Genomic DNA, 13,363 nt, shown 5'->3' on the forward strand with positions numbered 1-13,363 from the left:
CGCCATGAACACACCCCCCACCAGCACACCCGACGCCGACGATCTATCTCGCCTCAGCGACGATGACCTCGAGCTGCGGCTGTTCAACCAAGATCGCGTGGTCACTTTCGCGCAGCTGATGGACAGTCCAGTCGGTACCGAACTCGCCGAGAAAGCGAACCGGGCCCTGACCGCCACCGTCGTCGAGATCGGGCGACGTGGCACCTCCACGCTCCTCGAGAACGAGGATTGGGCCGCGCTGCACGAATCAGCCCTACAGGCACTCGCAGAACAGGATCGGGACCTCCGATGACTACACCAGAGCCTCGCCCCACTCCCCCGGTTCTGCCGTACGGCACCGGCCCCGTCGTCGGATTCGTCGCCGGTGCGCTCGTCTCCGTGGTCGGCGGCGGCTACCTCTCAGGTCTCGTCGCCGGAACCGGCCCGGCTCTGCCCGCCGGCGTTTACGGGGTGATCCCGGTGGTGACCGGTCTGTTCGGAAGTCCCGGCGACCCCGCATCGGCGTGGCCGGCCGGATCTCGCCCGGGCGGCCCAACCCTGACATGGCTGTGCATCGCTGTCGTCGCGGCCGCCTGCATCGTTCTCGGCGCGATCATCTCGTCGAAAAACATGGCCCGCAAAGTGTCTCGACGAGTACGAGCGAGTGGATTCGCCGACGTGAAGGAACTCGGCCGCGCCGGCGTCGACGAGAAGAGCGCAGCGGCGAAAGCGAAGAAGACGCGGCTCGGCCTCGCCGACGTCCCACTGCGCCGCATCGATGCCGCGTCCGAGACCACTCGAATCGGCAGCCTGTACGACAACAAGAAACAAGGGGTGTTCCTGCAGTATCGCGACGGTGTGCTCGTCGAGGGTCCAACCGGCGCCGGTAAGACGTGGCGCATGTTCTGGCGGGCCGTTGTCGACGCGACCGGCCCTGTGGTGGCCACGTCCACCCGCGGTGACCTCCTTCGGGCAACATGGGCCGAACGCAGCGAACTCGGAGACGTGGAGGTCTTCGATCCGGAGAATCTCACGGTGTATCCGAACAAGATGCGCTGGTCGATCCTCGATGGCTGCGACGATCCCGAGGTCGCGATGCGCCGCGCCGAGGCCTTGGTGCAGGCGATGCCGATGGACGGAACCAGCAACTCCGGCTACTGGAACGGAAAAGCGGCAATGCTGATGCGCGGCTACCTCTACGCCGCTGCCGTACTGGACAAGGATCTGGTGACACTGCGGATGTGGGCCTCCTCTCGCGACGTGCGAGCGGTGCGCGACGTGCTGGCGGCCGATCTTCCGGACTGGGATGCCGACCTCAGCCAAGCTCTCGACTCGAAGTCCGACTCGTCCGACGACGTGATCAGTGCGTGCACCCGGTTGCTCGAGCCTCTCGCCTCACCGAAGCTGATGCGGGCAGTCAACGTGCCGCGCAGCGAGTCAGCGGACCTGCACGCGCTCCTGACCGAGGGCCGTAACACCGTCTACCTGATCTCGGAAGGCGGGAGCGCATCGGCGGCCGCGATCACCACCGTTCTGTCCGCGGAGCTCTACCACGTCGCCAAGACGCACGGCCTCACTCAGCCCGACGACAAGATCGACCCGCCCCTGCGGATGGTGCTCGACGAGATGAACAACGTCGCCGCCATTCCGAACATGCCTTCGCTGATCACCGACTCCGGCGGCCGCGGAATCCAGATCTGGGCCGGGGTGCATTCGGCGTTGCAGAACGAGGATCGGTGGGGCCGAATAGGTGGCCGCCGACTGTCCACGGATTCGCCGGCGCGGATCTACCTGCCCGGTCTCGGCGACGGCGACGAGTTGGCCACCATTTCGCGGGCTCTGGGGACCCGCGACGAGTACATGAGCGCGTCGCGGATGTCGGGTCCTCGTTCGGTTCCGGTGATGGCGGGCAATGAGATTGCGCAAATGCCCGACGATCAAGCGTTGATGATCTACCGGCACGCCAAACCGATCAAACTGCACGTTCCCGCCGTGTGGGATGTACCTGCGCTCGCACAGCGGGTGCGAGCAAACCAGGCAGCGTTCGATGCTTTCTGTGAGGGCAAGGAGTCGATCCGATGATCCGGTGCAGAACGCTGACCGGCTGCGGTGAAGTCCGGTGACCCTGCCGAAGTACACACCTGGGCCTGCGGACTGGCGATACCTCGATCAGGCCGGCGCAACCGAGCTGTGGTCTGAACTGGCTCCGTGGGTGCAGTGGATGCGCGCCCGATACGACCTGGGAAGTCGGCACATTCTCGGTTGCTGGTTCAGGCATCCTGCGCTGGTCGAGGAGCTGACCGCCGCGATGTACGCGCACCGCGAGGTCTACCAACTCCAGAAGAAGAACCTCTACCACGGCGGTCTGTCCGCCTGGCACTACCAGGTGCTGTGGCCCCTGGTAGCGAGACTGGGCACCGTAACCAGCTTCAACGACTGCCGAAGCGGGGTATGCAGTTATCTGCCCTCCCCCGCACCGACGGACAGCGATCTGGCGGAGTTCATCGCCGCCGACGTCGACGCCCGACCGCACCACGCACCCGTCGACGACTCGGCCGCCGATACAACCGGTGAGTCTCCGTCGACGCTGACGATGGACGAAGTGATCGAGATGATCGATCGCGGTACAGCGGTCGCCGAAGATCCTGCCGACGATTTCAGCGCCGTCGAGATTCTCGGAGCTCGTTGGGAGTACGACGACGACGCCGAGCAGTACCGCCAGGCCCACGAGACTCCATGACTGGATGACATGTTGCATCGTGCAACCTTGAGCGCTGAACGTTTCTTCTGCTGGTCTTGGTGTTGCACACGAAAGATGCGCCGGTCGAGTTCTGCTCGACCGGCGCATCTTTCGTGTGAACGCGGTTGTCAGCCTCGGCAGTACGACGGGTGGGTCGTGTAGCCGGGCTTGAGCACCGGATTGCCGTTCCTCGACTTCTCAGCCTGTAGGCAACCGCCCGCCTGCACTGCATCATTGCTGGCGGACTTCCAGGCACTGACGTTGTAGTCAGCGGTCAGTTCCGGGCAACTCGTAGCACCGATGATGGCGAGGACTTTGTTCACTGGAGCTAGCGCGAACCCGCAGAACGCGCCCTCAGCGATGCGACCGGTGGTTCCGGCTACACCGTTGAAATAGTTCGCGTAGGCCTTGGTCTGCGCCTTGGTGAAGTACGTGGTGCAGATGTAGTCACCGCAATTTGTCCACGCTTCTTGAGGTGCTGCGTCGGCTGCCGCGGGCGAGATGAACGCCAGCGACGTACTGAATCCAGCAGCGAGAATTGCGATCTTCAACCTTCGTTTCATGAGCGTGCCTTCCGATGGCGTTGCATGTCAGGACAGACCGTGATCGGCGACCGATTTCGAACTACCTCTCATTTTCGCGTGTATTTTCACGTAAGTCGCTGTCGGAAGCGTAGGCTCGGCAGAGGGATTACGCAACTACTTACGTGGAAATATTTAGGAGGATCATGCCTGCTGGCAGGCCGACGACAGAGCATCAGATCGCGAGGGTGTGTGAGCTCGCGGACGTGAAGCGCGATACGGTGAGCAACTTTTTCAACCGCCCCGGCTTGCTGTCGCCAGAGACGAGGCAACGTGTGGCTACCGCAGTAGCGCAAGTCGGATACCGCCCGGCTCGGAAGACGCACGGAGCTCTGAGCGGCGTCAGCGTAGGTTACGAACTGCCGAGAATCTGGGGCGGACCGAACCCAGTCATGGGCCAGCAGCTGTCCTCTCTGGTTGCTGCAGTCCAGAATTCAGGTGGGGTCGTCGTACCGTTCGTGGTGCAACCAGAAGTGTCCGGAATAGACGACGTGGTCGGCGGTACGGCTTCGGAGCGAGCAGATCCTCGCCTGGGCCTTGGGGGTTGGCACCGCGAGTACGCGCGAGCCCTGGCGTTGTCGACGTATCACGACATGATGAAGGCCCGCGGCGTCCAGGCCTTTGTGGTCAACGACCTGTTGGAGAACGACGAACGACTGCATGGGCTGCAACAAGAGGGCGTGCCCTTTGTCGCCCTCGGCGAGCCACGCTTCACCCCAGATCACACCCCCGAGGCGTACCCCCATGTAGAGACCGACAACGTACGTGGAATTCACGCGATGATCGATCGACTGAGGAAAGCAGGATGCGTCCATATCGGTCATATCGGTTTTGAAGACGACGGAAGCAATGTCCCTGGGTCGCGACGAGACGCGGTCACAGCGAAACTAGGCCCAGATGCGCCCTACACCTCGATTCACTACGAAAATTCACTGCGACCGCAGAGGGCTCAACTGGACCAGGTCACTCGTTGGATCGCAGACAACGAGCAACTGGACGCTGTGGTCTGTGACAGCGACGCGATTGCCTACATAGCCCATCGTGCGGCCCTTGAAGCTGACCGTAGCGTCGAGCAAGATCCCGCCCTGCTGGGTTTGCCGAACAGAAGAACCATACTGCTGGCGGGCAATGACGATTCGGCACATCGGGCGCAGGTACCAACCAGCCAGCAGTGGATGACCATGCGCGGCAATCAATCGCAGCGCATGCGAGCTGTCGTAGACCTTCTGTCCGATTCACGAGTAGGGCCTCTACGCCAGACCGCTGTACTCGTTCCACCAAGCCTGGTTGGCGCGCCCGGGACCGGACACGACACCGTCACCGAAATCGAGTGAATTGAAGTTGCGGCGATCGACAGAGTTGCGTAAGCCCTGATAGATACGGCTCCTGGCCGGCGGCCGAACACACAAGTACCCCCGAGGGCGAACCCTCAGGGGTACTTGCTGGTGCATTTTTGGCGCAACGACCATCACTGCATGCCCGTAATGAGGGGCCCGGCCGGAGCGGGGTTTGATGTCCGGAACCGTTCACCTGCCCAGTTTCCGATTCGCACCCTGCACCTGTGGTTGAGAGTAGCTCGAGAATCCAGGCGTGTCGAGTCATTGAAAACACTCGTGTCGCTAGCGTATTGGCATACGTCACCTTTGCGTACCGTACTATGTAATTACTCCATCACCTGCGGCGCTTCTTGAGAGGACGGTCGAATGCCCGAACACGTTGCACGTACCGCTCAGGCGTTCGCGAATCGTGGTCACCACAGGGGCGCACCTCTACGGCGCGCATTCCTCAGTCGAGACATCGGTCCGGCCCGCACGCCCCTGGAAAGACTGCTCAGCTCCAAGGCTGGCGGAAGCGGCGGCGGCCGCGGCGGCCGAACACGGTTGGCTCTGCTGTTGACTCTGATCTGGGTCAGTGCCGGTGATAGCCACGCCAGCGCGCGGCCGGCGAGGTGGTGGGCAGAGATGATCGGCATCACCGATCCTCAACGCGGAGCCCGGGTGGTGGCCGCGAATTTCAAGACGCTCGCCGACCGTGGATTCATCACCGTGGATCACTCGACGGCCCCTCCGACGGTGACGCTGCTCGACGAGCTCGGCACTCGGGGGCCCTACAACCGCCCTGACGGCAAAGACGGGCTGAGCTATTTCAGAATTCCGGAAACCCTCTGGACCAGTGGAGTCATCGGCACTCTCAGCGGACCGGGCTTGGCGATGTACTTGGTAATGCTGTACTATCACCGCCGTGACCGACCGGGGATGTGGCTTTCACCTAGCTACTTTCACGAACATCACGGGCTGTCGGACGGAACTCGATTGGACGGAATCACCGACCTGTACACGCAGGGCGTCATCAGTGTGAAAGAACGCGTGATCGACAACTCGGGCGGAACGGAGAACCGAACGTTTCCACGACGGATCCTCACCCTGGACCGTCATTTCGCTCCGCCTGCCAAGGTCGTCTTCGGCGGCGGAACGCAAACCACCAGCGAGACCGAGACACCACCGGAATATCGTCCGGTTTCCGGATCACTGCAGCTGTGAGTCAGCTCTGCTCGCACGTGCACCCGCGGCCGGACTGCGCGTGGGCAATCTGCGAGCCGCGCGGGTCGAAAACATATTCGTCCTCGCCTATCTTCTGATGGAAGTGGGCCAGAACTTGGCCTGGATCGACGCCGGTCACACTCCAGACGCAGCCGTTGCGAGGCTCGTCCCCGAATCGCCCGTCGTACGCGAGCGCCTCGTCGATGCTGGTCGTCCAGGACAACCCGGTTTTTCCGGTCTCCTCGGCATAGCGGTAGAGGGTGGTGGGGATCTTGCAGGTGACGCCGGCACTCTCGAGCTCGGGGTCTTCGAGCAGGATGTATCCGGCATAGCCGAACAGCTCGACCCACTCGTCGTGTGTCAGTCGCTCGACAGTGCAACGTTCGGGCAAGTCAGGGAGGGCCGCGAGGCCGTCGTTGACGAACATCCAAATATCACCGATCGCACCTCGCATGTCTTCCGGCGATAGCTTGTGCCGATAGTTCCACAACGTGAGCCGGGGAAGGTCGATCGGTGCATGCTCGGCCGCGGTCCGATCATGCATGTTCTGCCACGACTGCAGACTGATAAAGCCACTCTCGTCGGGTTGCTGCAGTGTCATCAAGAAAGCCTAGAACCCCATCTACGCACGCGCCGCCGGTTCGACAGACACCAATCTGGCGACCGGCGCGCCGGTCGCCCGGTAGCGACCGAGATTCTTAGTCACAGGCACCCGCTACGGTGAGGCAACGAGAGCAGGAGAACGAACCATGGGATTGAGAAGCGGTGGCAACGCCACAGCCCAGCCTGCGGAACTAACGCGGCGAAAAACTCTTTGCGAGAACACGATCCGTGACATCTGCGCACGCACTGTCGCCTCAACGGATGGCGGAGGACCAGCTCAAAATCCCCGGCCCACACCGGCTCTGCACTTCACCGAACGCCGAGGTGGTTACTACCGATGGAAAGCGAACCGAATAGAGATCGGTGAAAAGTACCTCGGAGAGCCGTCGAGGACGGACGACGAAATCAGAGCCTTGATCGGCCACGAGCTCGGCCACTGGGCGGACCCCGACCTCGTTCGCGCTTGCCGGCTGGGTGGAACTGCCCTGGCGCTGACCGTACCGCTCGGCCTTGCCGTCATGTTCTCGATTGTGTTCTCGGCCCTCGGTGTCGCTCTGTCCATGTTCGCGATACTGACGTTCGTAATGTGCGTCCTGACGCCCTGGGCCTCTTGGGGGTCCGAGTTCTACGCTGACCAGTTCGCAGTCCGCGCCGTCGGCTCAGAAGCCGTCGTAGAACTTCTCGGGTCACTGGGCAGTCGATTCCCTAGCCCCACGCATCCAAGTCCCGCTAGACGCGTGGCCCACGCACGGACTGCCCGAGTGTGAGGAGTCACGCGGCCACCCTCTCCCCACGGCGTCACCCTTTGAGATCCCTGACGAGGATGGGCTCACGTAGCGCCGCGATGAGTAACCGCTTGGTGATGCGGCGTGCAAATCGGTGCAGTTCGAGCACGGTTAGAGGCTGCGGCCATCTCTTCTCGAAAATAACGTCGAGGACATCTTCGGGGTTGCCTCCGTGTGCGATCGCGCTTCGGTAGTTGTAAAGCTTGTCGATTACTTTGTTGGGATTGGTACCACCGAACTTGTCGAGCTCGAGCTTCCTGTGTGGCGGGAGACGATTGTCGAGAAGGGTGATGTTCCGCCGGAGTTGTTTGCCGATCGAGTCGACGCGATCGCCCGGTGCGGGCTGATGGGTCAGGAGGCCTTCGATGATTGCCAGATAGGCGAGGAACTTCTGCTTTGACCTCTCCGGCAAATCTGATGTCTCGGTGAACAGTTGAAGCATGCGCCATATCTCAGGCTGTGCTTTTTCGTACAGACCCGTTCGCAGGCTTACGAGTTCGCGAATCTCGTCCAGGTCCACTGTCGGGGGAGGTCCTTCCCACGCCAAAGAATCATGAACAAAAGTCGTCATGGCTGTGGGACGCGCAATCCGTTTGTGTCGTCCAGGAATGGCGTTGTCGGGTTCGCCGTTGGGCCAGTAGTCGACGAACAGTTCAGCGTCCGAGAGAGCCAATGCTTCTACGAAACCCACCGTATGTAGACCCGGGCCTTCGCCGCGGTGGACGGTCCAGTAACGCCACTGTTCGGGAGGCAGCGGATCAAATCGACAGGCCGCGGCCGTCCCGGTGATCAGGTACTCCTGAGGCGGAGGAGTCGGCGTCTCGCTCAGCATGCACGCGTTGTACAGGCCCGCAATTACAGGGCGGATTTGGGCTATCTGCTCAGCGCTAGCTCTGCGCAGTTCCCACCCTTCGCCCAGGCTGTGCGAACTGTCGAGGGGAAGCCGCAGATCGTTCAGCACCACTCCGTAAGGCTGCTTGTGCATCGCTCCACAGTAGGTCGCCGCGCCGACGCGCGGCCAGGCGTCACCCCGGCCTCACTGCTACATGCGCGGTCCTCTGCGGTGCATCTCGTGATCGGCGACTACATGTTGATCGATGGTGCGGTGGTGCTCGAGCTGCTCCTGCTCACGTGCAATCCGCTGTTGCTCTTGGTGGTGTTCGGCGATGTGGTCGGCGAGGCTGTCGATGTCGTGGTGGACGGTGTTGAACGGTGCTCGATCGGCTCGGTTCTCCGGGCGGTCTCCGGCGATCGACGTGGTGTCGGTGACCTCGTAGCGGTCTCGGTAGGCGGCGATCTCGGCGGCGGCGCGGTTCCATTCGGCTGTCAGGGCGTCGTCATCGGTGGGCCGCGCGTCGAGGTGGGAGGCGAACGCGAGTTCCGGCAGGGCAGCGGGGTCGTTCGACGCGGCGATCCGCTCGACAGCAGCACTGTGGTCGCCGGCGATCGCGGTGTAGTCCGTGTGGAGCTGCTCGGCCAGTTCGGCGTCCACGAGGCGTGCGTCGAGGGGTGGGGCTGCTACCCAGTGCGGGGCGTCGTGGTCGGTGCGAGCGCTCTGCGGCGCGGCGATGTCGTCGAGTGCCGCGGTGATGCCGGTGATGTGGGCTGTTGAGTGTGTCGCTGCGGTGATCGCCGCGCAGAGTTGCTCGAGGTCGTAGCCGCCGTGGTCGGTCAGCTCACGCATCCGCCCGATCGCAGCAGTCCAGCGTGGATCTTCGGTACGTTCCGCCAGCCGTGCGGCTATCGGGAAGTGTTCGCGGAGTGTGTCCGCGTGAGTGTTCGCCCACCGGGTGTTCGCGCTCTCGGTCGCGGCAGTGATGGCGGGCGCTATATCGCGGAGCAGAGCTGCGGCGGTGACAGTATCTCCGCGGGTGGTGAGTTGTTCGGCGTGCCAGGCGAGTACTGCGTCTGGTGCGATGCCGACCAGTGCGGCGGTACGCAGATGCCGTCCGAGTCGGTGCACGCCAGGTTCGGCGATCAGCCGTTCTGCCGTGGATCGGTCGAATGCGGCTTGGATGGGCCGCTGCACTCGTGCGGTGTCGAGTCCTGCGCGGGCATGGTCGTAGTGGCGGATTCGTCTGCCGATGCCGTCTGTCTCGACCGGTGCCGGACGAGCGACGGTGTACCGGTCAGCGACGAGGCGTGCGTAGTCGTCGAGCTCCTTGTCGGTGCCCGGGGTGCGCGGCGGTAGCGGCGGCAGGTCGTGCTCGCGCCTCTCGACGGGGCCGGCGGGAGCATCCGCCGATGCGGTGGAGCTGCGGGCATCCATGATGCGCGAGTTCAGGACCTTGGCGACGTCGCGTGCGGTGTGGAGTTCGCCGGCGGCGAGGGCGTCGCCAAGTACGCGGCGGGCGCTGTCGCCGCGGTCGTGGATCTCGCCGAGTGTGGCGCGAAGTGCGGCGAGGCTTCCGGGGTGTTCGGCCTGCGCGGTGGCGTACAGGGCGGCGGGGAGCGACCTGTCGAGCACGTGTTCGAGCCAGTGGTCGCGTAGTCGGGTGTGCGCAGCGTGGTACGCCTCGCGGAGCCGTTCGGGGCTGTGAGCGTGTTCGGCGGCATCGCGTATCGCGGTGATGGCGGCTTTGTGTCCGTTGTCGTTGGCGAGGATGCGGGTGAAGACCTCGCGGGAGTTCGGGGTCTCGATCTCCGAGAGGTGCATTCCTTCGGTGTCGAGGGTGACGCCGGGTTCGACGGGCACGTACAGCTCGTTGTTGGTGCGCCCGCGGGTCAGTGCGACGTAGAGCCCGGCGCGGTTGGTGGTCGCGCTCACGGCGGTGTGGGAGGTGTCGACGGTGATGCCTTGGCTGCGGTGCACGGTGGCGGCGTAGCCGAGTTCGGTCTTGCTGCGCACGTAGTCGGCCGGGAGGGTGATCGTGCCGTCGTGGGTCTTGCTGCGGACGGTGAGCGAGCCGTCCTTGTTCACAGCTGTCACGGTCCACAGGTCGCCGTTGCGGACGAACATGTTCCGACGCCGACCGCCTTTGGTGCGAAGGGCGCGGGTGTTGCGGCGGGTCAGGATGGTGTCACCGACTCCGGCGTCGAGCTCGTCCGAAAGCATGGTCGTGCGGGCGGCGTCGGCGTTGCCCTGACCGCGGAAGTGGGCCTGGATCGCGAGGTTGACTTCTCGCACGTCGTCGCGGGTGGAGAGCATGACGATCGAGGACTTGCCTGCCCCGACGTCTGCGAGATACGCAGATGCTGCCGCGTCTTTCATCTCTGCCGCGGTGCCGTCGTGGACCCAACCGCGGTCGTAGAACATTCTGAGACTCACCGGGTCGCCGTGTCGTAGGTCGAGTGAGTTCTCGGCTTGCTCGGTGTCGTCGCCGAACCGTACGACGGTGGTCAGTTCGGGGGCGCGGGTTTCTTCGGCGAGCAGCCGCAGAGTGCCTCCGGTCTCGACGGCGTCGAGCTGGTTCGGATCTCCGAGCAGGCGCACGACTGCGCCCTTGGCTGCGGCGATCTCGGTGATGGCGGCGAGGTCTTTGGTCGAGGCGAGGGACGCTTCGTCGACGAGCAGCATCGCACCGGGTCTGATGTCGATGTGCTCGGGCAGAGATTGTGCCTCGCCGCCGTCGACTCCGCGCCACGGGTAGGTCAAGGTGGCGAGTGTGTGTGCGGTGACACCGATTTCCTCACCGAGGGTTTCCGCGGCCACGGCCGACGGTGCGAGTGCGATGACCTGGTACCCGGCCTTCTGCCAGGTGTCGGCAACGGCCTTCATGGCGGTTGTCTTGCCGGTACCGGCGGGTCCGATACCGACTGCAACGAGGGTGCCGCTCCCGACGAAGTGTTCGGCGAGTTCGCGTTGTCCGGCGTTGAGCGTGCGCCCGTCCTTGCCTTTCGCGGCGGCGGTGACGACCTTGTCGAGGGAGGCCTGCGGAGCGATGTAGGCGACCGGGGTCTGTGTCGCGTCGAGCAGTGATCGTTCTGCAGCGAGAACCCCGTTGGATGTGTGCAGGGCGGTGCCGGGGCGGGTGAGGATGAACTCTCCGTCGCGGCGGCGCAGCGCGAGTGGCGCGTCGGGCAGCTCGGGGAGCGGCATGTGCACCGAGGATGCAACGACGCGGTCGACGACTGCGACTGTCGCTGCACGTCGGGCGGCGTCGTCGGCGAATGCGACGGCGGCGAAGTTCGCGTCGACGGCGGAGTGAATGTGGGTGACCGCCCAGTTCGATCGCGCGTTCTCCAACCTTTCGACCACGCGGGCGGCTTCGACGTCGAGCGAGTCGAGCGAGCGCATGTGCTCGCCCACTCCGCGGATGCCGGAGGCGTGCGCGTACTGGATCTGCTGCCACTGAGCGGCGAGTGCGTCGACGCCCGCGGGTGTTCCGAGGATCTGTGCGGAACGGGTGAGCCACGCGTTCTGCATCTCGCGCAGCGTCTGGGGTTCTTGCTTGCCGGCGCGCGTGTCGAGGTTGGCCTGTTGGTAGAGCGAGTACATCGCTTTCGGCGACGGCATCCGGCCGTGTTCGGCGCGGTACTCGGCGACGAGCTGGTCCCTGCGAGTTTCGATCTGACTGCGGCGGGAGGAGAACATTTCGCACAGCTCACGCGGGACCTGCTCGATCTCGACGACGTCCTGGCGGCCGCGCCCGGTGGAGCGGGCAGCGAGAGAGAAGCCCAATTCGGTGTGCAGCTTGGACATGATCGCGGCGTTGTAGCGCTGCGAGGCCGGCACCGCATACCGGTGTAGGACAGAACCGTCGAGGGCGCGCCATCTGCCGTCGGATTCGGTGCACACCTTGATCGAGACCACGGCGTGGGTGTGCAGGTTCGGATCCCCGGCGCGCGAGTCGTAGTGGTCGTAGAGGGTCGCGACCAGACCGGTGGTGTCCTGCACTTCCTGGCTGGTGTTGCCGGTGCGGGTGAAGCACGCTTCCTTCTCGATCCAGCCGAGGGCGTCGGTGACGGTCTCTTTGTGGATGCGCTCGATTTCTCGGCGGGTGCCGTCGTCGGCGAGCGCCCACATCACCGACACACTCTTGGGTGGGGTGAACACCAAGTCGTAGCCGGCGACGGGCTGGCGGACGCGGGACTTCTGCGCGCTGATCCACGAGCGGAGTTCGCGCTGATCTTCCGGCGCGCGGCCGTGGCCGTCGGTGAACAACCGGCTTCCGACCTCGTCCATGATCTGCTGCGACTGCGCTTTCGACGGCGCGTGCCCGTGCTCGGTGCGGAACTCCCCGACGGCGGCCTTGTGCTCGCGGAGCAGTTCGATGTCGTTGGAGAATTCGGGGAACTTACGGCCGAGTCGGGCCGCTTTGAGCGCGGCCTTCTCGTTCGCGCCCTTGGTAATTGAATCTTCGATCAACGCCGAGGCGTTCGGATGCAGCCCGCTACCGAACAGGGCTTTCATCTGCGGCTCGGACACCTGCCCACCGCCGGTGATCGAGCTGGCCGCAGTCGGGTCGATCCCGGCCTGCATCTGCTCGAGATTGTCCAGGCCGGCACCGAACCAGACACCCGGCGGTGTGCCGTGCGCGGTGTAGTAATCGGTCAGATCTTGGCCGTGCTCCCGTTCGCGGTCAGCGGTGGCCACCTGCTTGGTCAGGTACTCGTAGCCATCGCCCGCGTGCAGTACGTGGAGCGTCATCACACCGCCACCCTAGACGCCACAGGCGGGCAGGCGGAAGGCCGGAACCCCCCAAAGTCTGAAATTCAGCAAGAGGTGTGTAAATCATCTAGGCTTTTGACAGGCGAAGCCTGTGCGGTAAGGCCCAGCCCTCAGGACTCTTCAGCCAGGTCACAGGCTGGGGACAGTCGGAACTGGGGTCGATGGGGTCAGAGATGGAGAGGCAGCGGGGTCATGGGGTCGACAGGAGATCGGGTAGCCGCCCGTGAGCGGAGATGGCAGAAGGCCACCCGCGCGGCGGGTACAGCGGTACGGGAGAGAGAAACCGCGGCGCGTCGATTCGCAGCTGCCCAGGCACAGCGAGACGCGGCCGAACAGGCGATGGCCACCGAGTTGGGACGGCTGGCAACGGCGGAGGAATCTCTGCCCCGCGCGGCGGCGCTCGTGGGCGTTGAGCTCGCGGAGGCCGAGCGGCTGATGTCTGCGCACCGGGTCGCCAGACCTGTTCCTGAAAGCGATGACTCGACGTCATCGTGAACAGTCCATTGCTGGATCCCCGACAGGAG

General features: G+C 64.1%; 11 protein-coding genes and 1 pseudogene. 8 read left to right on the forward strand and 4 right to left on the reverse strand.

Translation table 11 applies throughout. The features are described from left to right. The first annotated feature begins 4 nt into the window (after positions 1-4). The 3 genes from AB0366_RS25025 to AB0366_RS25035 are packed head-to-tail and all read left to right on the forward strand — an operon-like array spanning position 5 to position 2,719. Positions 5-292 (forward strand): hypothetical protein, encoded by a 288-nt coding sequence (locus tag AB0366_RS25025; protein ID WP_366246368.1) that lies wholly within the window; start codon positions 5-7, stop codon positions 290-292. Beyond that, positions 289-2,061: a TraM recognition domain-containing protein gene (locus AB0366_RS25030; RefSeq protein WP_366246369.1), complete on the forward strand. Its 1,773-nt coding sequence runs from the start codon at positions 289-291 to the stop codon at positions 2,059-2,061. The genes AB0366_RS25025 and AB0366_RS25030 overlap by 4 nt, the downstream gene beginning before the upstream one ends. Before the next feature lie 37 nt (positions 2,062-2,098). After that, positions 2,099-2,719 carry a hypothetical protein gene (locus tag AB0366_RS25035; RefSeq protein ID WP_366246370.1) on the forward strand — a complete coding sequence of 207 codons (621 nt, stop codon included), beginning with the start codon at positions 2,099-2,101 and terminating at the stop codon, positions 2,717-2,719. Positions 2,720-2,847: 128 nt separating this feature from the next. On the opposite strand, the gene AB0366_RS25040 is transcribed toward AB0366_RS25035, so the two are convergent. Beyond that, complete coding sequence (locus AB0366_RS25040) at positions 2,848-3,282, reverse strand: hypothetical protein (protein ID WP_366246372.1); 435 nt, start codon at positions 3,280-3,282, stop codon at positions 2,848-2,850. Between the two features lie 164 nt (positions 3,283-3,446). Between AB0366_RS25040 and AB0366_RS25045 the strand changes: the two are divergent. The 3 genes and pseudogenes from AB0366_RS25045 to AB0366_RS25055 all read left to right on the forward strand — a co-directional run. After that, a pseudogene (locus AB0366_RS25045) lies at positions 3,447-3,599 on the forward strand (LacI family transcriptional regulator); the annotation flags it as partial. Between the two features lie 93 nt (positions 3,600-3,692). Continuing rightward, positions 3,693-4,634: a hypothetical protein gene (locus tag AB0366_RS25050; protein WP_366246429.1), complete on the forward strand. Its 942-nt coding sequence runs from the start codon at positions 3,693-3,695 to the stop codon at positions 4,632-4,634. Positions 4,635-5,003: 369 nt separating this feature from the next. Beyond that, the gene (locus AB0366_RS25055) at positions 5,004-5,840 is read left to right on the forward strand and encodes a hypothetical protein (RefSeq protein ID WP_366246374.1); all 837 of its coding nucleotides are present in this window, start codon (positions 5,004-5,006) and stop codon (positions 5,838-5,840) included. Between the two features lies 1 nt (position 5,841). On the opposite strand, the gene AB0366_RS25060 is transcribed toward AB0366_RS25055, so the two are convergent. Next, the gene (locus AB0366_RS25060; protein ID WP_366246375.1) at positions 5,842-6,441 is read right to left on the reverse strand and encodes a hypothetical protein; all 600 of its coding nucleotides are present in this window, start codon (positions 6,439-6,441) and stop codon (positions 5,842-5,844) included. A 148-nt stretch (positions 6,442-6,589) separates the two neighbouring features. On the opposite strand from AB0366_RS25060, the gene AB0366_RS25065 reads away from it, so the two are divergent. Next, positions 6,590-7,210 carry a M48 family metalloprotease gene (locus AB0366_RS25065; RefSeq protein ID WP_366246376.1) on the forward strand — a complete coding sequence of 207 codons (621 nt, stop codon included), beginning with the start codon at positions 6,590-6,592 and terminating at the stop codon, positions 7,208-7,210. A 31-nt stretch (positions 7,211-7,241) separates the two neighbouring features. Here AB0366_RS25065 and AB0366_RS25070 read toward each other — a convergent pair whose 3' ends face one another. Together AB0366_RS25070 and mobF are read right to left on the reverse strand one after the other, a co-directional pair. Then, positions 7,242-8,213 carry a hypothetical protein gene (locus AB0366_RS25070; protein ID WP_366246378.1) on the reverse strand — a complete coding sequence of 324 codons (972 nt, stop codon included), beginning with the start codon at positions 8,211-8,213 and terminating at the stop codon, positions 7,242-7,244. Between the two features lie 57 nt (positions 8,214-8,270). Then, positions 8,271-12,818, reverse strand: coding sequence for a MobF family relaxase (mobF, locus tag AB0366_RS25075; protein ID WP_366246380.1), 4,548 nt, complete (start codon positions 12,816-12,818; stop codon positions 8,271-8,273). A 213-nt stretch (positions 12,819-13,031) separates the two neighbouring features. Here mobF and AB0366_RS25080 point away from each other — a divergent pair, with 213 nt between their 5' ends. Then, entirely contained in the window at positions 13,032-13,334 is a 303-nt protein-coding gene (locus AB0366_RS25080; protein WP_032391705.1) for a hypothetical protein, read from the forward strand. The last annotated feature ends 29 nt before the right edge of the window (positions 13,335-13,363 follow it).

Source organism: Rhodococcus sp. NPDC076796 (genome assembly GCF_040702765.1).
GTDB lineage: Bacteria > Actinomycetota > Actinomycetes > Mycobacteriales > Mycobacteriaceae > Rhodococcoides.